23 protein-coding genes and 1 tRNA gene are annotated in these 18,486 nt (G+C 68.0%); 10 read left to right on the top strand and 14 right to left on the bottom strand.

Features of this window, described 5'->3' with window-relative positions; genetic code table 11:
- Window positions 1-1,134, top strand: coding sequence for a DNA polymerase IV (dinB, locus tag D4766_RS11025; protein WP_120717496.1), 1,134 nt, complete (start codon window positions 1-3; stop codon window positions 1,132-1,134).
- Here the strand turns inward: dinB and D4766_RS11020 are convergent.
- Genes D4766_RS11020 through D4766_RS11010 form a run of 3 tightly spaced genes read right to left on the bottom strand, consistent with a single transcriptional unit; the run spans window position 1,131 to window position 2,901 of the window.
- On the bottom strand, window positions 1,131-1,625 hold the full coding sequence (locus tag D4766_RS11020; RefSeq protein ID WP_234024788.1) for an NUDIX domain-containing protein: 495 nt from the start codon (window positions 1,623-1,625) through the stop codon (window positions 1,131-1,133). The genes dinB and D4766_RS11020 overlap by 4 nt on opposite strands.
- Complete coding sequence (locus D4766_RS11015; protein ID WP_120717495.1) at window positions 1,613-2,233, bottom strand: 6-phosphogluconolactonase; 621 nt, start codon at window positions 2,231-2,233, stop codon at window positions 1,613-1,615. Before D4766_RS11015 ends, D4766_RS11020 begins: the two co-directional genes overlap by 13 nt.
- Window positions 2,234-2,280: 47 nt before the next feature.
- Window positions 2,281-2,901 (bottom strand): hypothetical protein, encoded by a 621-nt coding sequence (locus D4766_RS11010; RefSeq protein WP_234024787.1) that lies wholly within the window; start codon window positions 2,899-2,901, stop codon window positions 2,281-2,283.
- A 14-nt stretch (window positions 2,902-2,915) separates the two neighbouring features.
- Here D4766_RS11010 and D4766_RS11005 point away from each other — a divergent pair, with 14 nt between their 5' ends.
- On the top strand, window positions 2,916-3,710 hold the full coding sequence (locus tag D4766_RS11005; protein WP_120717494.1) for an SDR family oxidoreductase: 795 nt from the start codon (window positions 2,916-2,918) through the stop codon (window positions 3,708-3,710).
- A 4-nt stretch (window positions 3,711-3,714) separates the two neighbouring features.
- Here the strand turns inward: D4766_RS11005 and D4766_RS11000 are convergent, their stop codons facing one another.
- Window positions 3,715-4,662 carry an alpha/beta fold hydrolase gene (locus D4766_RS11000; protein ID WP_120717493.1) on the bottom strand — a complete coding sequence of 316 codons (948 nt, stop codon included), beginning with the start codon at window positions 4,660-4,662 and terminating at the stop codon, window positions 3,715-3,717.
- A 130-nt stretch (window positions 4,663-4,792) separates the two neighbouring features.
- Window positions 4,793-4,866 (bottom strand) — tRNA-Gly (locus tag D4766_RS10995).
- A gap of 113 nt (window positions 4,867-4,979) precedes the next feature.
- Between D4766_RS10995 and D4766_RS10990 the strand changes: the two genes are divergently transcribed.
- Both D4766_RS10990 and D4766_RS10985 read left to right on the top strand, forming a co-directional pair.
- Entirely contained in the window at window positions 4,980-6,476 is a 1,497-nt protein-coding gene (locus D4766_RS10990) for a CoA-acylating methylmalonate-semialdehyde dehydrogenase (RefSeq protein ID WP_120717492.1), read from the top strand.
- 55 nt (window positions 6,477-6,531) lie between these two features.
- Entirely contained in the window at window positions 6,532-7,026 is a 495-nt protein-coding gene (locus D4766_RS10985) for a hypothetical protein (RefSeq protein WP_120717491.1), read from the top strand.
- Here D4766_RS10985 and D4766_RS10980 read toward each other — a convergent pair.
- Window positions 7,008-7,388: a hypothetical protein gene (locus D4766_RS10980; RefSeq protein WP_120717490.1), complete on the bottom strand. Its 381-nt coding sequence runs from the start codon at window positions 7,386-7,388 to the stop codon at window positions 7,008-7,010. The genes D4766_RS10985 and D4766_RS10980 overlap by 19 nt on opposite strands.
- A 79-nt stretch (window positions 7,389-7,467) precedes the next feature.
- Here D4766_RS10980 and D4766_RS10975 point away from each other — a divergent pair, with 79 nt between their 5' ends.
- From D4766_RS10975 to mmsB, 6 genes are read left to right on the top strand one after another with little or no spacing between them, the layout of a single operon-like run.
- Window positions 7,468-8,613, top strand: coding sequence for an acyl-CoA dehydrogenase family protein (locus D4766_RS10975; protein ID WP_120717489.1), 1,146 nt, complete (start codon window positions 7,468-7,470; stop codon window positions 8,611-8,613).
- 11 nt (window positions 8,614-8,624) lie between these two features.
- A complete protein-coding gene (locus tag D4766_RS10970) occupies window positions 8,625-8,999 on the top strand; it encodes a VOC family protein (protein WP_199798086.1) in 375 nt (124 codons plus the stop codon).
- Window positions 8,996-10,057 (top strand): enoyl-CoA hydratase/isomerase family protein, encoded by a 1,062-nt coding sequence (locus D4766_RS10965; protein WP_120717487.1) that lies wholly within the window; start codon window positions 8,996-8,998, stop codon window positions 10,055-10,057. The genes D4766_RS10970 and D4766_RS10965 overlap by 4 nt, the downstream gene beginning before the upstream one ends.
- Window positions 10,054-10,836, top strand: a complete 783-nt coding sequence (locus tag D4766_RS10960) for an enoyl-CoA hydratase-related protein (RefSeq protein WP_120718192.1) — start codon at window positions 10,054-10,056, stop codon at window positions 10,834-10,836. Before D4766_RS10965 ends, D4766_RS10960 begins: the two co-directional genes overlap by 4 nt.
- Window positions 10,833-11,186 carry a hypothetical protein gene (locus D4766_RS10955; RefSeq protein ID WP_234024786.1) on the top strand — a complete coding sequence of 118 codons (354 nt, stop codon included), beginning with the start codon at window positions 10,833-10,835 and terminating at the stop codon, window positions 11,184-11,186. Before D4766_RS10960 ends, D4766_RS10955 begins: the two co-directional genes overlap by 4 nt.
- Window positions 11,102-12,055 carry a 3-hydroxyisobutyrate dehydrogenase gene (gene mmsB, locus D4766_RS10950; protein WP_325049137.1) on the top strand — a complete coding sequence of 318 codons (954 nt, stop codon included), beginning with the start codon at window positions 11,102-11,104 and terminating at the stop codon, window positions 12,053-12,055. Before D4766_RS10955 ends, mmsB begins: the two co-directional genes overlap by 85 nt.
- Here the strand turns inward: mmsB and tatC are convergent.
- The 8 genes from tatC to argS all read right to left on the bottom strand — a co-directional run bounded on the left by tatC (window position 12,036) and on the right by argS (window position 18,483).
- Window positions 12,036-12,830: a twin-arginine translocase subunit TatC gene (gene tatC, locus D4766_RS10945; protein ID WP_120717485.1), complete on the bottom strand. Its 795-nt coding sequence runs from the start codon at window positions 12,828-12,830 to the stop codon at window positions 12,036-12,038. The genes mmsB and tatC overlap by 20 nt on opposite strands.
- Window positions 12,830-13,198: a Sec-independent protein translocase protein TatB gene (gene tatB / locus D4766_RS10940; protein ID WP_120717484.1), complete on the bottom strand. Its 369-nt coding sequence runs from the start codon at window positions 13,196-13,198 to the stop codon at window positions 12,830-12,832. The genes tatC and tatB overlap by 1 nt, the downstream gene beginning before the upstream one ends.
- 26 nt (window positions 13,199-13,224) lie before the next feature.
- Complete coding sequence (locus D4766_RS10935; protein WP_120717483.1) at window positions 13,225-13,491, bottom strand: twin-arginine translocase TatA/TatE family subunit; 267 nt, start codon at window positions 13,489-13,491, stop codon at window positions 13,225-13,227.
- Window positions 13,492-13,508: 17 nt separating this feature from the next.
- On the bottom strand, window positions 13,509-14,129 hold the full coding sequence (gene scpB / locus D4766_RS10930; RefSeq protein WP_120717482.1) for an SMC-Scp complex subunit ScpB: 621 nt from the start codon (window positions 14,127-14,129) through the stop codon (window positions 13,509-13,511).
- Window positions 14,126-14,920, bottom strand: coding sequence for a segregation and condensation protein A (locus D4766_RS10925; RefSeq protein ID WP_194955816.1), 795 nt, complete (start codon window positions 14,918-14,920; stop codon window positions 14,126-14,128). Before D4766_RS10925 ends, scpB begins: the two co-directional genes overlap by 4 nt.
- 23 nt (window positions 14,921-14,943) lie before the next feature.
- Window positions 14,944-15,960, bottom strand: coding sequence for a beta-N-acetylhexosaminidase (gene nagZ / locus D4766_RS10920; protein WP_120717481.1), 1,017 nt, complete (start codon window positions 15,958-15,960; stop codon window positions 14,944-14,946).
- A gap of 73 nt (window positions 15,961-16,033) precedes the next feature.
- A complete protein-coding gene (locus tag D4766_RS10915; protein ID WP_120718189.1) occupies window positions 16,034-16,729 on the bottom strand; it encodes an SPOR domain-containing protein in 696 nt (231 codons plus the stop codon).
- Between the two features lie 8 nt (window positions 16,730-16,737).
- The gene (gene argS, locus D4766_RS10910) at window positions 16,738-18,483 is read right to left on the bottom strand and encodes an arginine--tRNA ligase (protein ID WP_120717480.1); all 1,746 of its coding nucleotides are present in this window, start codon (window positions 18,481-18,483) and stop codon (window positions 16,738-16,740) included.
- Window positions 18,484-18,486 lie beyond the last annotated feature (3 nt).

Raw genomic sequence — 18,486 nt, 5'->3', positions numbered from 1 at the left:
ATGGCCGAAGACGAGGACCACGGCAGCGAGGACGATACGGGCGAGGCCGCGATGGGCCTGCGCAAGATCATCCATGTCGACATGGATGCCTTCTTCGCCAGCTGCGAACAGCGCGACCATCCCGAACTGCGCGGCAAGCCGGTGGCGGTGGGCGGGTCGTCCGGGCGGGGTGTGGTCGCTGCGGCCAGTTACGAGGCGAGGAAGTTCGGCGTCCGCAGCGCGATGCCGTCGATCACCGCAAAACGCCTCTGCCCCGACCTCATCTTCGTGAAGCACCGGTTCGAGGTCTACAAGGAAGTGTCGGGCCAGATCCGCGCGATCTTCCGCGACTACACTCCCCATGTCGAACCGCTGAGCCTCGACGAGGCATACCTCGACGTCACCGACGACCTCAAAGGCATCGGCAGCGCGACCCGCATCGCCGAGGACATCCGCCGGCGCATCCGCGAGGAGACGAACCTCACCGCGAGCGCCGGCGTCAGCTACAACAAGTTCCTCGCCAAGCTCGCGAGCGACCAGAACAAGCCCGACGGCATCTGCGTGATCCGCCCCGGCCACGGCGCCGCGTTCGTCCAGTCGCTCCCCATCCGGCGCTTCCACGGCGTCGGGCCCAAGGGTGCGGAGAAGATGGCGAGGCTCGGTATCGAGACCGGCGCCGACCTTGCGGCGAAAGACCTCGCCTGGCTGCGCGTGCACTTCGGCAGCATGGCCGATTATCTCTACCGGGCGGCGCGGGGGATCGATCTCAGGCCCGTGCGCACCAACCGCATCCGCAAATCGGTGGGCGGCGAGCGCACCTTCAGCGAGGATATCTCCAGCGGCCCGGCCCTGCGCGATACGCTGGAGCGGATCATCGACATCGTCTGGACCTCGATCGAGCGCAACCAGGCGCGCGGTCGCACGGTGACGCTGAAGATGAAGTACACCGACTTCCAGATCATGACCCGGGCGAAGTCTCTGCCGACCCCCGTGGCCGACCGCGAAACGTTCGCCGCGACCGCGCGGGTGCTGCTCGACGAGGTGCTGCCGCTACCCCTGCCGATCCGGTTGATGGGATTGCAGCTGTCGAACCTGGAACGCGGCGACGGGGCGGCGGACCAAGCGAAGGATACCGCCCAGCTGAGCCTGCTCTAGCCCGCGCTGCCGCCCAGCTTCCCGCGCCAGGCCGCGATGCGCGCGCGGGTCAGCGGCGTCTGCGGCTCGGGCAGCGAATGGGTGGGGAAGAACCGCGCCTCGATCACCTCACGCCCGTCGGGCTTCGGCCGGTCGAGCGTGCGCGCCGCGACTAGATGAGCGGTATGCGGCGCGCCCGAGATGGTCTCCTCGACCGATGCGAGCAGCCGGGGGTTTTCGAGCTTGCAGCCGGTTTCCTCGGCGATCTCGCGCCGGGCCGCCTCGATCGCGTCCTCACCCCGCCGTGCACCTCCGCCTGGCAGCAGCCAGCCTTCGGGGCCGTAGCTGTGCCGCACCAGCAGCAGCTTGCCTTCGAGATCGGTGACGAACACCGACACGCCTTCGAGCGGCGCCTTGACCACGCTGCGCCAGCGATGGCGCAGGCGGTAGGCGACCCTCAGCGCGATCCGGTGGACCGGCCGCGGCAGCAGGCGCTCGATCAGGCGAAGCATGTGACGGGCTGGCCGGCATGGGCCAGCAGGCGCGCGACGGGCAGGTCGCCCTCGCCCGCGACGGCGGCATCGAAGACCGCGCGCTTCGCCGCGCCGCGGATGACGAACATCAGCCGTTCGCTCGCCAGAAGCGACGGCAGGGTCAGGCTGATCCGGTCGAACGGGGCCTCGGGCGGCAGGGGATCGGGGGTCAGCCGACGGATCGGCGCCGGGTCGTCGATCTGGGGATCGGTGTTGGGAAACAGCGAGGCGACGTGGCCGTCCTCGCCCATGCCCAGCCACGCCAGCGCGAAGGGTGGGACCTGTTCCATCACCGTCACCGTCACGACCTCGGCGCCCGCCGGCTCCAGCAGCGCGCGGATGCGGCCGGTGTTGGAGGCGGGATGATCTTCGGGCACCACGCGGTCGTCGCCCGGCCACACGGTCACCCGCCGCCAGTCGAGAGGTGCGGCGGCAAGACGTTCGAGTATCGGAAACGGCGTCGATCCGCCCGGCACGGTGATCGCGACCGGGCCGCCGGTGGCGGCGAGCGCCCCGCCGAGCACGTCCTCGACAAAGGCGGCGATATCGGCGTCGCCGGCGCCTTCCACGATAGTCAGGTTGTCCATGACCATCGGCGATAGCAGGAAAAGGGCGGCGGAAAAGTCGTCGCGCGTCAGACGATCCCGCGCACGCTCAGTGCGGCGAAGATGCCGGCGATCGCAAGAACCGCCGCGATCGTCAGCCGGATCGCACGCAGCGGCCAGCGAGCGATCTCGCCGCCCGCCATCGCCCCCGTAGCCAGCGCCGCCACCCCGCCCAGCGCCCCGCCCCCGGCGGCGAGCCACACCGATCCCCAGGCGGCGAAGGCGAAGACCATGAACCGCGCCGCGTCGCCCAGTTGCCGCGCGAGCAGGACGATCAGGGTCGCGAAAAGCGATGCGGTCGGCTCTGCCGGCAGGCGTGCGGACCGGGGCCATGCAAGCTCTGCCGCCGCTATCAGCAGCGCGAAGGCGACCAGCATGTCCGCCGCCGCGGGGGGCAGCACCAGCGCCAGAGCCAGGCCCGCTGCCGCCATGGCCAGCGCCGACAGGATCGACGCAAGCGCGCCGACCGCCAGCAGTCCGCCGCTCGGGCCCAACCGCTCTGCCAGGCGCGCGACGAGTAGCTGGTCGCGCCCGCCGAGCGAGACGACCAGCACCGCGGCGAAGGCGAACAGGAAGGCGTCCATCGCGGCACTGATGGCACACTGGGCCGTGATGCGATAGCCAGTGCGGACCGGCGATTCGACCGGCACGGGAGAGAGACGCGATGGAACTGGGCAACGGAATGGCGGCGGTAGTGACGGGCGGCGCGTCGGGCCTCGGCCGGGCGAGCGCGCAGGCGCTGGCCGATGCAGGCTTCAGGGTCGCGATTTTCGACGTGAACGCCGAGGCGGGCGAGGAGCACGCACAGGCCATCGGCGGATTGTTCTGCCACGTCGACATCACGAGCGAGGATTCGGTCGTCGCCGGCTTCGAGAAGGCGCGCGCTGCATACGGGCAGGAACGCGTGACGGTCCACTGCGCGATGACCAGCCGCCGCGGCAAGACCATCGGCTGGGACAAGGCGAGCGGCGGCTACAAGCGCCTGAGCACCGAAGACTACGCCTTCGGGGCGGAAGGCGTGCTGGTGTCGAGCTACCGCGTCGCCTCGCTCTCCGCGCTCGGGATGGCAAACGCCGATCCGATCACCGACGACGGCGAGCGCGGGGTAATCATCCTCACGGCCTCGGTCGCGGCGCAGGACGGGCAGATCGGACAGGTCGTCTACGGCAGCTGCAAGGCGGGGGTGAACGGCCTCGTCCTGCCGATGGCGCGCGATCTCATGGACCTCGGCATCCGGGTCAATTCGATCATGCCGGGCATCTTCGCGACCCCGCTGATGCTGGGCATGAAGGATCGCAACCCGGCGATGTGGGACCAGCTCAACGCGTCCGTCCCCTTCCCCAAGCGCCTCGGCGAGCCGGAGGAATTCGCCAGCCTCGTTCTCGAGATCGCCCGCAACGGGTATCTCAACGCGCATCAGTTCCGCCTCGACGGCGGCATCCGGATGCCGCCGAAGTAACGGCTCAGGCGAGCTTGGGCAGGCCCTCGCGGATCGCGTCGATCAGTCCCAGCGGATCGTCGACCATCACATGGTGCGCCGCGTCGGGCAGCGCGGTGGCGAAGCGCAAGTCGGGGATCGCGGCCTTCATCTCGGCGACCCGGTCGGGGGTCATGATCGCGGAATGCGCGCCGTATATAATGCCGATGGGCGCCCGTGCGCGGGCGACCAGCCCTTCCGCCAGATCGCCGCGGTCGAACTTGCTCCAGAACCGCGGATCGAACCGCCACGACCAGCCCGCCGGCTGGTCGGCGGTCGCGGGCAGTTCCTCCAGCGCTCCGCGCGCGATGTGATCGATCAGTTCCGGGCGGCCGCTTTCCTGTTCGGGTAGGAAGCGGAACCGGTGCAGGCCATCCGCCAGTGTCGGATAGCGGTTATGCTCAGGCCGCCCCTCGGCCAAGCGCGGCGGCGGGCCCCCGCCCCGCTTCGGCGGTGCCGAATCGACCAGGATCGCGCCGGTGATGGCATCGGGATGCTCGGCGCAGACGTAGAGCGTGGGGAAGCCGCCGAACGAATGCGCCACGATGGCCGGCGGAGTGCCGGATTCGGCCAGCTCGGCGGCATCGATCGCCGAAAGGATTTCCTTGCCGAATGTCGCGATAGCGTACTGCTCGCGCCAGTCCGAGCGGCCCATCCCCGACCACGAGATGGCTGCGCAGCGATAGTCCGCGGCGAAGAACGGCGCGATGAAGCTCCACCAGTCGGCGTGGGCGGCGTTCCCGTGCAGGAACAGCATGCCCGGGTTCCCCACCTCACCCCAGGTCAGGAGCTCGATCCGCGCTCCGTCGACCTCGAAGAAGGTGCGATCCGGCTCCATCGCCAGGACCGCGTCAAGCCACGGCGCGGCGGGCGGCTTCTCGCCTCCGAAGCGCCCGAGAAGCGATCCATCCGTCACGTATTCGCTGTCAGCCACACCATTCTCCCCCTCCCGACGCGCATTGCCGCGTTGGCGCGCGCTGGCAAGCGGCAGCGGACGAAGAAATCTTCGCGCCATACTGCCGGAGATTTCAGGAGCAGGCGGAGAGCAAGCCTTCGTGCCAGCCTGGAGCGGGTAGCGAGAATCGAACTCGCGCGTTCAGCATGGGAAGCTGACAGGCTACCATTACATCATACCCGCACCTGCGCGTCCGCCATTAGCTTCGCCCCGCCGCCCCGGTCAATCGTTTCAGGTGAGACCGGTTGATTTCGCTCGCCCGCGCTCCCAATGCACTGGTCAAAGGAGAGTTACCCATGCGCGATATCGATCACTTCATGGTCGGCGGCCCGGCCGGCTCGGCGGCCCGCTACAAGGACGTGATGAACCCCTCGACCGGCGAAGTGCAGGCGCGCGTGCCGATGGGTGACGCGGCACTGCTGCAGACCGCGGTCGATGCGGCTCTGAAAGTGCAGCTCGAATGGGCCGCCACCAACCCACAGCGCCGCGCCCGGATCATGTTCGCCTTCAAGCAGCTGATCGAGGCGAACATGGACGATCTCGCCCGGCTTCTGTCCAGCGAGCATGGCAAGGTGATCGACGATGCGAAGGGCGACGTGCAGCGTGGGCTCGAGGTGATCGAATACGCTTGCGGCATCCCGCAGGTGCAGAAGGGCGAGTACACCATCGGTGCGGGTCCGGGCATCGACGTCTATTCGATGCGCCAGCCGCTCGGCATCGGCGCGGGCATCACCCCGTTCAACTTCCCCGCGATGATCCCGATGTGGATGTTCGGCATGGCGATCGCCACCGGCAACGCATTCATCCTCAAGCCCAGCGAACGCGACCCGAGCGTGCCGGTGCGCCTCGCCGAACTGTTCCTCGAAGCGGGCGCGCCCGAGGGACTGCTGCAGGTCGTCCACGGCGACAAGGAGATGGTCGACGCGATCCTCGACCACCCGGACATCGCCGCGGTCAGCTTCGTCGGCTCCTCCGACATCGCGCACTACGTCTACAACCGCGGCGTCGCGGCCGGCAAGCGCGTGCAGGCGATGGGCGGGGCCAAGAACCACGGCATCGTGATGCCCGACGCCGACCTCGACCAGGTGGTGAACGACCTCGCCGGTGCGGCGTTCGGCTCGGCTGGCGAGCGCTGCATGGCGCTCCCCGTGGTGGTGCCGGTGGGCGAAGAGACCGCCGAGAAGCTGAAGGCCAAGCTGATCCCCGCGATCGAGGCGTTGCGCGTCGGCGTATCGACCGACAAGGACGCGCATTACGGCCCGGTCGTCACCGCCGAGCATAAGGCCCGGGTCGAGAAGTGGATCGACACCGCCGAGGCCGAAGGCGGCGAGATCGTGATCGACGGCCGCGGGTTCAGCCTTCAGGGGCACGAGGATGGTTACTTCGTCGGCCCGACGCTGATCGACAACGTCACGCCGGACATGGAAAGCTACAAGGAAGAGATTTTCGGCCCCGTGCTCCAGATCGTCCGCGCGAAGGACTTCGAGGAGGCGATCGCGCTGCCGAGCAAGCACCAGTACGGCAACGGCGTCGCGATCTTCACCCGCAACGGCCACGCCGCGCGCGAATTCGCATCCCGAGTCAATGTCGGCATGGTCGGGATCAACGTGCCGATCCCGGTGCCGGTCGCCTACCACAGCTTCGGCGGGTGGAAGCGCAGCGCGTTCGGCGACACCAACCAGTACGGCACCGAGGGCATGAAGTTCTGGACCAAGGTCAAGACCGTCACCCAGCGCTGGCCCGACGGCGGCAGCGACGGCTCGAACGCATTCAACATCCCGACCTTCGGGTGAACGGGGCTGTCCGTACGCGGTTGCAGCTACAGTGAGCCGAGAAACGGAGTTTTTTATGCGTTACAAACTGATGTTGGCCATTCCGCTTCTTGCGCTCGCCGCGTGCAGCCGGGCGCCGGGCGAGCCGGCACCCGCCGCCGAGGACACCGCCATCCCGGTCGAACCGGACGGCAGCATCGGCGACGGCGCTACCCCGCTTCCCGAAACCACTGCCACGCCCGCCCCTGCCGGCGAGGTCGCGGCGACTATCCCCGCCGCGCTGCATGGCCGGTGGGGCATGGTGCCCGCCGACTGCACCAGCACCCGCGGCGATGCGAAGGGCTTGCTCACCATCGGCCCCAAGACGCTGAAGTTCTACGAATCGGTCGGCACCCTTGCGCTGGAAACCGCGCGGGGCGAGGGCATGATCCGCGGGCAGTTCGAGTTCTCGGGCGAAGGCATGACCTGGACCCGCGACGTCACCCTGTCGGCGACGGGCGATACCCTAACCCGCACCGAACGCGGCGGCGAGGAGCCGGGCGGTCCGTTCACCTACACGCGCTGCGCCTGATCGAGCCGGCGTTCTACCAGCGCGACGAGGTCGGGCACGCTCTCCACCCCGGACAGCTCGGCGGCGCTTACCAGTTCGCGCAAGGCCCCCGCCTCCTCCAGCAGGATCGTCGGGAAGGCGAACCGGGCTGCGGGCCACGCCCGCCCGAAATCGTCGCGGTGATGCACGGTCACTCGCGCTGGCGTTTCGGCCAGGAACCGCTTCCACTCGCCCCGCACGGCGACGGCGCCGTGCGTCAGCGCGCAGAGCGAGCACGGATACGTCCCGGGCGAGACGATCTTGTGCGCCACGTCCGCCAGCGACGCGAACAGGGTGCCGTCGGCGTTGTAGACGACGAGGACGTGGGGCTGCGGCGCGGTCATCTCGGCTCCCGATCTCGTGCGCGCGCGAAGGGCGTTCGCACCCTTCCAACGCGTGCCCCCATTGGCTAGGGGCGTGACCATGACAGGGCAATTCCAGCTTACCGACGACCAGCTCGCCATCCAGGACATGGCGCGCAAGTTCACCGCCGACCGCATCACTCCGTTCGCGGCGCAATGGGACGAGATTCACCATTTCCCGCGCGACGTCGTGCAGGCGGCGGGCGAGCTCGGCTTCGGATCGATCTACGTGTCCGAGGAATCGGGCGGCATCAATCTCGGCCGGCTCGAGGCGGCGCTGATCATGGAGGCGATGGCCTACGGCTGCCCCGCGACTAGCGCCTATATCTCGATCCACAACATGGCGAGCTGGATGATCGACCGGTTCGGCGGCGAGGAAGTGAAGGCCCGGTTCCTGCCCAGGCTCGTCAGCATGGAACACATCGCCAGCTACGCGCTGACCGAACCCGGCAGCGGTTCGGACGCGGCGGCGCTGAAAACCACGGCTAGGCTCGACGGCGACCACTACGTCATCAACGGCACCAAGCAGTTCATTTCGGGGAGCGGCTTCAACGACATATACGTCGTCATGGTCCGCACTTCGGACGACAAGAGCCGCGGGATCACCTGCCTCGTGGTCGAGAAGGGCACCCCCGGGCTCAGCCACGGCGCGCCCGAGAACAAGCTCGGCTGGAACGCCTCGCCCACCGCGCAGCTCATCTTCGAGGACTGTCGCGTACCGGTGGCCAACCGCGTCGGCGGCGAAGGCGAGGGCTTCCGCTTCGCGATGGCGGGGCTCGACGGCGGACGGCTCAACATCGGCGCGTGCAGCCTCGGCGGCGCGCAGCGGTGCCTCGACGAGGCGGTCGCCTACAGCAAGGACCGTCAGCAGTTCGGCCAGCCGATCGCGGAATTCCAGAACACGCAGTTCATGCTCGCCGACATGGCGACCGAGCTGGAGGCGGCGCGTGCTCTCCTCTACCTCGCCGCCGCCAAGGTCACCGACAACGCACCCGACAAGACGCGCTTTTCCGCGATGGCCAAGCGGCTGGCGACCGACTCGGGGAGCAAGATCGTCAATGACGCGCTCCAGCTGTTCGGCGGCTACGGTTACCTGAAGGACTATCCGATCGAACGCTTCTGGCGCGATTTGCGCGTCCACTCGATCCTCGAAGGGACCAACCAGGTCATGCGAATGATCGTCGGCCGGGACATGCTGCGACAGTGAACAGTCTCGCGATGACCGCCCTCGTCGTGCCGGACTACGACGAGGCGATCGCTTTCTTCACCGGTGCGCTCGATTTCGCGCTGGAGGAAGACAGCGACGTCGGCAACGGCAAGCGCTGGGTCGTGGTTTCCGGCGATGGCGGGGGCAAGCTGCTGCTCGCGCGGGCGGCGAACGAAGCGCAATCCGCGGCGGTCGGAAATCAGACGGGCGGCCGGGTCGGCTGGTTCGTTCACACCGCCGATTTCGCGGTCAGCCACGAACGCCTTGTCGCCCACGGAGCGACCTTTACCGATGGTCCGCGCACACAGGCGTATGGAACGGTTGGAGTATTCAACGATCCATGGGGCAACCGGTGGGATCTGATCGAACGCAGGAACGCGGCATGACAATCGACGAACGGGGGACCGAGATCCTCATCCATCGCCACGGCGCGGTGGGCCATATCTCGCTCAATCGGCCGAAGGCCATCCACGCGCTCACGCTCGACATGTGCCATGCGATGAGCGCTGCGCTGTCCGAATGGGCCGATGACGATGGCATCGAAGCGGTGATCCTCGACCATGCCGAAGGGCGCGGATTCTGCGCCGGCGGCGACATCAACCTGCTCAGGAACAGTGCGCTTAATGACGGCGGCGCGTCGGGGCGTAAGTTCTTTCACGACGAATACCAGCTCAACCACCAGATGATGACCTATCCGAAACCCATCGTGGCGTTCATGGACGGCATCACGATGGGCGGCGGCGTGGGTATCGCGCTCCCCTGCCAGGTTCGCGTCGCGACCGAGAATACGCGCTTCGCCATGCCCGAGACCGGCATCGGCCTGTTTCCCGACGTCGGCGGCGGCTGGCACCTCTCGCGCCTGCCCGGACGGCTCGGCCAGTTCCTCGCGCTTACCGGCGCGCGGCTCGACGGGGCGGAATGCCTGTGGGCGGGCATCGCCACCCACTACCTCCCCAGCGATCTCCTCGCCGAGGCGAAGGCGCGGATCATCGAGAAGCCGGGCCGCATTTCCGGCGTTTTGTCCGAAATGGTCGGCAGCCCGCCCAAGGCGCGGATCGAGGACAACGCCGATCGGATCGCGCGGCATTTCCGCTCCGACCGCTACGAGGACATCCTCGCCTCGCTCGAAGCTGACGACTCGGATTGGGCAGCCAAGGAGCGCGACACACTCGGCACCAAGAGCCCGCAGACCTGCAAGGTCGCGCTGCGGCAGCTGGCTACAAGCGCGCAGCTCGCCGAGTTTGCTGACAACATGGCGATGGAATATCGCATCGCCAGCCGCGTGCTGCTGCGCCCCGACTTTGCCGAAGGGGTGCGCGCGGTCATCGTCGACAAGACCAACGATCCCAAGTGGGACCCGGCAACGCCCGGGGACGTGAGCGAGGAGCTGCTGGACGCTATCTTCGCACCCCTCCCGCCCGAAGAAGAATGGAAGCCGCTTTGACCTACGAAACCATCACCGTCGAACAGCGAGACGCGGTCACGCTGATCACGCTCAACCGTCCGCAGGCGCTGAACGCGCTGAATTCGCAGGTGCTCGAGGACCTGATCGCCGCCTTCGCCGCGTTCGAAGCGGACCCCGGCCAGCGCTGCGCGGTGCTGACCGGCAGCGGCGACAAAGCCTTTGCCGCCGGCGCGGACATCAAGGAGATGGCCGACAAGCCCGCGGCCGATTTCTACCTCGACGACTTCTTCGCGCGCTGGACCAGCGACCTCGTGAAGAAAGTCCGCAAGCCGTGGATCGCCGCAGTCAACGGCTTTGCCCTCGGCGGCGGCTGCGAGCTTGCCATGATGGCGGACTTCATCGTCGCGAGCGACAAGGCGCGGTTCGGCCAGCCCGAGATCAACCTCGGCGTCGCGCCCGGCATGGGCGGCAGCCAGCGGCTGACCCGCGCGGTGGGCAAGGCCAAGGCGATGGAGATGTGCCTCACCGGCCGGATGATGGGCACCGAGGAAGCCGAACGCAGCGGCCTCGTCGCGCATGTATTCCCGCACGAGACCCTGCTCGACGAAGCGCTGAAGATCGCCGCGACCATCGCGAGCAAGCCGCCGATGGCCGCGATCGCGAACAAGGAAATGGTCAATGCCGCGTTCGAGACCACGCTCGACCAGGGCCTGATCGTCGAACGCCGCATCTTCCAGATCCTCACTGCGAGCGAGGACAAGGCGGAAGGCATGGCCGCCTTTATCGAGAAGCGCGAAGGGCAATGGAAGGGCCGGTGATCCGCCCGTTCTATCTGTTTCTGATGGTCTTGTGGGGCGCGCTCGCGTTCTACACGGCCCGCGTCGTCATGACGGAAGGCTTCGGGCTATTCCCCATCTTTCTCGGAGCGGTCTCCGACTGGACGTGGCCGGGGCAATTCAATCTCGATTTCACGATGATGCTCTTCCTTTCCGCAAGCTGGACAGCGTGGCGCAACGCCTTCTCGCCAATCGGGCTCATGCTGGCTCTCGTCGCTTTCGTCGGCGGGGCAGGCTTTCTCCTGCCATATCTCACTTACCTCGCAGCGAAGCATCGCGGCGACACGGCCGCCGTTCTGCTCGGCGCCCACTTCAAGGATACAGCATCATGAAAATCGCCTTCATCGGCCTCGGCAACATGGGCGGCGGGATGGCCGCGAACCTCGTCAAGGCGGGGCACGAGGTGCACGCGTTCGATCTGATGGGCGCGGCGCGCGACGCGGCGGTCCAGCACGGCTGCGTGGCCTTCGACGATGCGGGCGAGGCGGTGAAGGACGTCGACGCCGTGGTCACGATGCTGCCCAACGGGTCGATCGTGAAGTCGGTCTATACCGGCAGCGTGATCGGCAAGGCGCCCACCGGTGCGGTGCTGCTCGACTGCTCGACGATCGACGTCGCCACCGCGCGCGAGGTGATCGGCCTCGCCGAAAGCGCGGGCTACGCGATGGTCGATGCGCCCGTCAGCGGCGGGATCGCTGCAGCGAACGGCGGCACGCTGACGTTCATGGTCGGCGGCAGCGGGGAAGCATTCGCGCGCGCCAGGGAGGTGCTCGACCCGATGGGCAAGGCGGTGATCCACGCCGGCGACGCGGGCAACGGGCAGGCGGCCAAGATCTGCAACAACATGCTGCTCGGCATCCACATGATCGGCACCTGCGAAGCATTCGCCATGGCCGAGAAGCTGGGTCTCGACCCGCAGACGTTCTACGACATCAGCAGCGTCTCCAGCGGCCAGTGCTGGTCGATGACGAGCTACTGCCCAGTCCCCGGCGTCGGCCCGCAGTCGCCGGCCGACAACGAATACCAGGGCGGCTTCGCGGCCGGACTGATGCTGAAGGACCTGCGTCTCGCGATGGATGCCGCCGAAAGCGCCGATGCGGCGGTGCCGCTCGCCCAACGGGCCCGCGCGCTTTACGAGGACTATGTCGGCGCGGGCAATGCCGACGTCGATTTCAGCGGGATCATTCGGACGCTGAAGTAGCGGCGGCGTCTTCCGCGGCCTTCTCGGCGGCGGCCTTCTTCTCGGTGAAGTACATGATTGCCAGCGCCCCTTCGAACAGGAGGATCAGCGGCACCGCGAGCATGAGCTGGCTGATGACATCGGGCGGGGTCGCCACCGCTGCGATCACGAAGGCCGCCACGATCATGTACCGGCGCGCGCCGACGAGCTGCGCCCGGCTGACGATCCCCGCGGTGTTGAGCAGCAGCAGCAGCACCGGCAGCAGGAAGCTCAACCCGAACGCGAGGATGAACTGCATCACCAGCCCGAGGTAATCCTCGGAGTTGGGCAGCGCGTCGAATGTCACCCCGCCCTCTGTCCCCTCGAAGCCGAGGAACCAGTGGAAGGCAGTCGGCATCACCACGTAATAGGCGAGCGCCCCGCCGCCGATGAAGAGCACGGGGGTCGCCAGCAGGAACGGCAGGAAAGCCTTCTTTTCCTTCGCGTAGAGACCCGGCGCGACGAACGCCCAAAGCTGGTTGGCGATGACCGGGAAACTGACGAAGAACGCCGCCCACATCGCCACCTTCAGTTCGACGAAGAACTGACCGTAGAGCTTGGTGAAGATCAGCCGCGTCTGCCCCGCATCGAGCAAGGGCTGGACCAGAAAGCCGAGGATCGGTTTGGCGAAATAGAGGCAGACGAAAAATGCCAGGATGAACGCGGCGAACGCGCGCAGCAGCCGCGCCCGGAGCTCGATCAGGTGGTCGAGCAGCGGCGCCTGCGTTTCGTCGATGTCGGGAATCCTGAAGACCATCAGCGCAGCGGCAACTGGGGTTCGTCGTCGGGTGTCGGGGGGGCCGTATCGACTTCATCCGCCGGCGGTGGCGGCGTCTCGCTCGTAGCGGACTTCGGAAGCGGCTTCATCTCGTAATCCGACAGGTCGGTCGTGGGCATCTGCGCCATGATGCGGGCGTTCTGTTCGGCCCACTTCTGCTCCATTTCCTCCATCTCGGCCTCGCGGATCATGGCGTCGATGCCGGCGCGGAAGTGGTTGGAGGTGCGGCGCACCTTGCCGATCCACTTGCCCGCCGTGCGCATCGCGCGTGGCAAATCCTTGGGCCCGATCACCAGCACCGCGACGAACACGATGACCAGCAGTTCCTGCCAGTCGATTCCGAACATGGTTCAGGCCTTTCGCGCGGGCAGGATCAGCCGCGGTGCTCGGATGCCGGCTGCACGTCCTTCGCCGCCTCGCCGGCGGGCTTGGCCTCGTGGTGCGGACCTTCCAGGCTGTGCATGGGCTTGGCCGCGGCCGCCTTGGCATTCGCCTCGTCCTCCTCGTCGTTGAGGCCCTTCTTGAAGCTTTTGATGCCCTTGCCGAACTCGCCCATGATGTCGCCCACCCGGCCCTTGCCGAACAGCACAAGCACGACGAGCAGCACGATCAGCCAGTGCCAGATGGAAAACGAACCCATGGTAATCTCCTTGGGGACTAATCTAGTGGATCGGCGGGGTCATTGCCAGCCTCGGCAGGCGTATCGCCGCCGCCGTCGTCCATCAGAGCGTCGAACGCGTCGTCCACGGGGTCGAGCAGGCCGGCGGCCTTCAACTCGTCGATGCCCGGCAGGTCGCGCCGGGATGCGAGACCAAAGTGGTCGAGGAACTCGGGCGTCGTGGCGTAGATCACCGGCCGCCCCGGCACCTCGCGCCGTCCGGCCACGCGCACCCAGCCTGCCTCCATCAACACGTCGAGCGTGCCGGACGAGGTCTGCACGCCGCGGATCGCCTCGATTTCGTTGCGGCTGACGGGTTCGTGGTAGGCGACGATCGCCAGCACCTCGGTCGCCGCGCGGCTGAGCCGGCGCACCGCCTCGCGCTCGCGCCGCAGGATATGGGCGAGATCGGGCGCGGTCTGGAGATGCCAGCGATCGCCGCGCTCGACGAGTTGCACGCCGCGCCCGTCGTAATGCTCTGCCAGCTGCCGCAGCGCCGCGCGCACGTCGCCTGCCGCCGCATCGCCCAGATGCCCGGCTAGGGCGGCGACGGTCATCGGCTCCTCCGCCGCGAACAGTGTGGCCTCGACTGCGCGCACGAGATCGTCGGGCGCGGTCACGCCGCCGGACGCCGCAGCCGGAGCGGTCCGAAGACCTCGTCCTGCGCCAGTTCCGCCTTGCCCAGCCGGGCCAGTTCCAGCGCGGCGACGAAGCTGCTCGCGAGTGCGGACTTGCGCAGCCGCGGATCGGCCCAACCCTGTTCGTGGCTTGGCGGCAGGAATTCGCGGATTTCCATCCAGTCGAGCGTGACGCCGAGCATGGCCGACACGCGGTCCAGTGCCGAATCGAGCGTCATCACCGGCCGTTCGCGCACCATGTGGACGACCGGCGCGGTGCGCGCCTTGACCTGCCCGTAGGCCTGCACGAGCGCGTACCAGTCGCATTGCCACAACGTCTTGCGATCGGTCCGCAGCCCCTCGGGCGCGCCGCGCGTGAACACGTCGCGGCCCAGCCGGTCGCGGCCCATCAGCCGGGCGGCCGCCTCGCGCATCGCGGCAAGGCGCGCGAGCCGCAATTGCAGGCGCAGCGCCAGTTCCTCCGGGCTCGGATCCTCCTGCTCGTCCTTCGGCAGCAGCAGTGCGGATTTCAGGTAGGCGAGCCATGCAGCCATCACGAGGTAATCGGCGGCCAGTTCCAGCTTCAGCGCCTCGGCCTGTTCGATATAGGCGATGTACTGATCCACCAGCGAGAGGATCGATATCGCCTTGAGATCGACCTTCTGCCGCCGCGCGAGGTCGAGCAGGAGGTCGAGCGGCCCTTCCCAGTTGTCGAGTTCCAGATAGAGCGCCGCATCGTCGGTCGGTGCGGCGGCGGGGCCGGCCCAGTCGTCGTTTCGCGGCCGATCGCCCAGATCGAGGACCAGACCGCGTTCGCTCACGCAGCGGTTCCAGCAATCGCCAGCAGGGTGTCGCGGGTCGCCAGCAGGTCCGCCTTGTCGCCGTCGGGCACGATGCCGGTTCCCTCCAGCGCGCGATCGAGGCGGGCGGCGGTCTCGGCGGACATCGACGGCAACCGTTCGGCGATACTGGTCATGTCGTCCATCTTCGCCCAGCAGTTGAGCGCGATGTCGCAGCCTGCCTTCACCGCGATCTCGGCGCGCTCGGGCACGGTGCCCGACAATGCCTCCATATCGAGATCGTCGGTCAGAAGCAGTCCGCCAAAGCCGATCCGGCTGCGAATGATATCGCGGATCACGGTGGGGGACTGAGTCGCCGGACGGTCGGGGTCCCAAGCCGTGAAGACGAGGTGTCCGGTCATTCCGATCGGCGTGTCCTTCAGCGCGCGGAACGGGGCGATGTCGGTCTCGAGTTCCGCCTCGCTGGCGGTGACGGTGGGCAGTTCCTTGTGCGTATCGCACAGCGAACGGCCATGCCCCGGCATATGCTTGATGCAGCCGGCCACGCCGGCCAGCGCCAGCCCCTCCAGCGTCGCCCGCCCGAGTGCCGCCACGCGCAGCGGCTCGCTGCCGAACGCGCGGTCGCCGATCACGTCGTGCGCGCCATCCTGCCGCACGTCGAGCGGCGGGTGGTAGTCGACCGTGATTCCCGCCTCGGCCAGTTCGAGCCCCATTGCGTGGGCATTGGCGCGCGCTGCCGCGATCGCGGAGGACGGTGCGATTTCGTAGAGCGTGTCGAATGCGGAGCTTGGGGGAAACGCCGTGAAGTTGGGCGGACGCATCCGCGCCACCCGCCCGCCTTCCTGGTCGATGCTGACGAGCAGGCGGTCGCGCCCGTGGATGCTGCGCAATTCGTCGGTCAGCGCGCGGACCTGCGCCATCGTGTCGATGTTGCGGCCGAACAGGATGTAGCCGGCCGGATCGCTTTCGCGAAAGAACGCCCGCTCGTCGGCGGTCAGCGTCAGTCCCGAAAGCCCGAAGATCGCGGGTGTCATGCCCCGTTGGGTCGCAGGAAACCCGCCCGCCCGCAAGCGCGGCGCGGGCGGACGATGTGCAAAACGGCGCGGGTCAGCGCTTGACCTGGCAGGCCACCCCGTCGCCCTTCAATGCGCTGCACAGCCGGCTCGCGGATGCCACATCACCCGCGACCGCCTGCAGGCGATAGACCGTGCCGATGTCGGCATCACCCTCGACGACCCTGTGAGACACGCCGTTGAGATGCTCGGTCTGTCCGCGAAGCTTCTGCCAGCCCGCTTCCGCCGATGCCTTCGTCGAATAGGCGCCAACTTGGACCGCCACGCCGCCCGAGGACACAGGTGGTTCGGACGACGCGGTCGTTGCCGCTGCGTCGGTGGCGTCTTCCGTGGGCTTCGCCACGTCGATACTGGGACGAGGCGACGTGTCGGCTATGCGCCCTTCGCGCGACTGGCCTTCCCCGACGACGGGGGCGAGATTGCCGGTCCCTTCGAACTTCTTGCCGCCCGGATCGGCCGGCCTCTGCTTGTAGGGGCCATCCGGCGCCTCGATCGTGCTGCCGTCGGCGACCAGTTCGGGGTCGGGGCCGCGATTGCCGAACCACCAGATCCCGCCCACGATCACCGCCAGCGCGAGGAGGGCCAGCAGTGCGAAACCGAAGATCCGACCCGTGTCGACACCGCCTTCCTCGTATTCCTCGTCGCCCGACTCAAGCCACGGCAGCCGTTCGTCCTCGTCGGCGAGCGTCAGCTGCTCGCTTCCGACATAGTCGTCCTCGTCCGGCCGCATGGTCACCCCTACATCTCCTCCACTGCCTCCACGCCCAATAGCGCGAGGCCGTTACGGATTACTTGCGCGATTTGTGCCACGAGGAAAAGCCTCGCGGCGGTCAGCGCGGGGTCCTGTGCCACGATGAAGCGCTTGGCGGGATCGTCGTTGCCCGCGTTCCACAGCGCGTGGAAGGCGGCGGCGAGATCGTAGAGGTAGAACGCGATCCGGTGCGGTTCGCGCGCCGCGGCGGCTGCTTCGACCGCCCGGGGGAATTGCGCCGCCATCCTGACCAGCGCCAGATCGTCCGGCCCGAGCCGGTCCAGAGCAGCGGGATCGGGCGCGATGCCCATGGCCGCGGCCTTGCGCAGGGTCGAATGGATCCGCGCACTGGCGTACTGGACGTAAAAGACCGGGTTGTCCTTCGACGCCTCCACCACCTTGGCGAAATCGAACTCCATCTGCGCTTCGGGCTTGCGGGTCAGCATGGTGAACCGGACGACGTCCTTGCCCACCTCGCGCACGACGTCGGCCAGCGTGACGAACGTCCCGCTGCGCTTCGACATCTTCACCGGTTCGCCGCCGCGCAGCAGCTGGACCATCTGCACCAGCTTCACGTCGAACGGGATCGCCCGACCCTCGCCCTGCGCCAGCGCGGCGACCGCGGCCTTGATCCGCTTGACCGTGCCGGCGTGGTCCGCGCCCCAGATGTCGATGAGCTCGTCGGCCTCGGTGGCCTTCTGCATGTGATAGGCGAGATCCGCGCCGAAATAGGTCCAGCTGCCGTCGCTCTTGCGGATCGGCCGGTCCTGGTCGTCGCCGAAGCGGGTCGAGCGGAACAGCGGCAGCTCGACCGGCTCCCAGTCGTCGGGCGTCTTGCCCTTGGGCGCTTCGAGCACGCCATCGTACACGAGATCGTGTTCGCGCATCCAGCGTTCGGCCTCGGCGGGCTTGCCGGCGTCCTGGAGGGCGGCTTCGCTGGCGAACTCGTCGTGGGCGATGCCGAGAAGTGCAAGGTCGTCGCGGATCATGTCCATCATCGCGGCGACGGTCCGGGCCTTGAACTCGGGCAGCCAGTCGGCCTCGGGCGCGGATGCGAACCTGTCGCCGTACTTGGCGGCCAACGTCTCGCCCACCGGCATGAGGTAGTCGCCCGGGTAGAGCCCTTCCGGGATTTCGCCGATGTCCTCGCCCAGCGCCTCGCGGTAGCGAAGGTGCGCCGAACGGGCGAGCGTGTCGACCTGGCTGCCGGCGTCGTTGACGTAGTATTCGCGCGTCACCGGGTGCCCGACGAACTCGAGCAGCGCGGCCAGCGCATCGCCGACGACCGCGCCGCGGCAGTGGCCCATGTGCATCGGGCCGGTGGGGTTGGCCGAAACGTACTCGATGTTGACCCGCCGCCCGGCCCCGGCCTGCGACCGGCCGTAATCGGCACCCAGCGCGGCGATCGCCCGCACCTCGTCCAGCCACTGAGCATCGGCGAGCCGCACGTTGATGAAGCCCGGCCCGGCGATCTCGGCGCTGGTGACCGCGGGATCGCGTTCGAGATGGGCGACGATCCTTTCGGCCAGCGCGCGCGGGTTGGTTGCGGCCTGCTTGGCCAGCACCATCGCGGCGTTGGTGGCGAGGTCGCCGTGCGAGGCGTCGCGCGGCGGCTCCACCGTGACCGCGGCGGCGCTCGCCCCGGCGGGCAGCGCGCCTTCCATTTCGAGGGCGTGCAGGATCGCGGCGATGCGCGCCGCGAATGCGGCGTGAAGGGTCTGAATATCGGACATGGA

This window comes from Tsuneonella amylolytica (assembly GCF_003626915.1).
Taxonomy (GTDB): Bacteria; Pseudomonadota; Alphaproteobacteria; order Sphingomonadales; family Sphingomonadaceae; genus Tsuneonella; species Tsuneonella amylolytica.
This window is presented reverse-complemented; position numbering and strand designations above follow the sequence as displayed.

What these genes read in the sequence shown, in the direction of transcription:
- dinB (WP_120717496.1), top strand. Translation starts at nt 1, where the DNA reads ATGGCCGAAGACGAGGACCACGGCAGCGAGGACGATACGGGCGAGGCC.
- D4766_RS11020 (WP_234024788.1), bottom strand. Translation starts at nt 1,625, where the DNA reads ATGCTTCGCCTGATCGAGCGCCTGCTGCCGCGGCCGGTCCACCGGATC.
- D4766_RS11015 (WP_120717495.1), bottom strand. Translation starts at nt 2,233, where the DNA reads ATGGACAACCTGACTATCGTGGAAGGCGCCGGCGACGCCGATATCGCC.
- D4766_RS11005 (WP_120717494.1), top strand. Translation starts at nt 2,916, where the DNA reads ATGGAACTGGGCAACGGAATGGCGGCGGTAGTGACGGGCGGCGCGTCG.
- D4766_RS10990 (WP_120717492.1), top strand. Translation starts at nt 4,980, where the DNA reads ATGCGCGATATCGATCACTTCATGGTCGGCGGCCCGGCCGGCTCGGCG.
- D4766_RS10985 (WP_120717491.1), top strand. Translation starts at nt 6,532, where the DNA reads ATGCGTTACAAACTGATGTTGGCCATTCCGCTTCTTGCGCTCGCCGCG.
- D4766_RS10980 (WP_120717490.1), bottom strand. Translation starts at nt 7,388, where the DNA reads ATGACCGCGCCGCAGCCCCACGTCCTCGTCGTCTACAACGCCGACGGC.
- D4766_RS10975 (WP_120717489.1), top strand. Translation starts at nt 7,468, where the DNA reads ATGACAGGGCAATTCCAGCTTACCGACGACCAGCTCGCCATCCAGGAC.
- D4766_RS10970 (WP_199798086.1), top strand. Translation starts at nt 8,625, where the DNA reads ATGACCGCCCTCGTCGTGCCGGACTACGACGAGGCGATCGCTTTCTTC.
- D4766_RS10965 (WP_120717487.1), top strand. Translation starts at nt 8,996, where the DNA reads ATGACAATCGACGAACGGGGGACCGAGATCCTCATCCATCGCCACGGC.
- tatC (WP_120717485.1), bottom strand. Translation starts at nt 12,830, where the DNA reads ATGGTCTTCAGGATTCCCGACATCGACGAAACGCAGGCGCCGCTGCTC.
- tatB (WP_120717484.1), bottom strand. Translation starts at nt 13,198, where the DNA reads ATGTTCGGAATCGACTGGCAGGAACTGCTGGTCATCGTGTTCGTCGCG.
- D4766_RS10935 (WP_120717483.1), bottom strand. Translation starts at nt 13,491, where the DNA reads ATGGGTTCGTTTTCCATCTGGCACTGGCTGATCGTGCTGCTCGTCGTG.
- nagZ (WP_120717481.1), bottom strand. Translation starts at nt 15,960, where the DNA reads ATGACACCCGCGATCTTCGGGCTTTCGGGACTGACGCTGACCGCCGAC.
- D4766_RS10915 (WP_120718189.1), bottom strand. Translation starts at nt 16,729, where the DNA reads ATGCGGCCGGACGAGGACGACTATGTCGGAAGCGAGCAGCTGACGCTC.
- argS (WP_120717480.1), bottom strand. Translation starts at nt 18,483, where the DNA reads ATGTCCGATATTCAGACCCTTCACGCCGCATTCGCGGCGCGCATCGCC.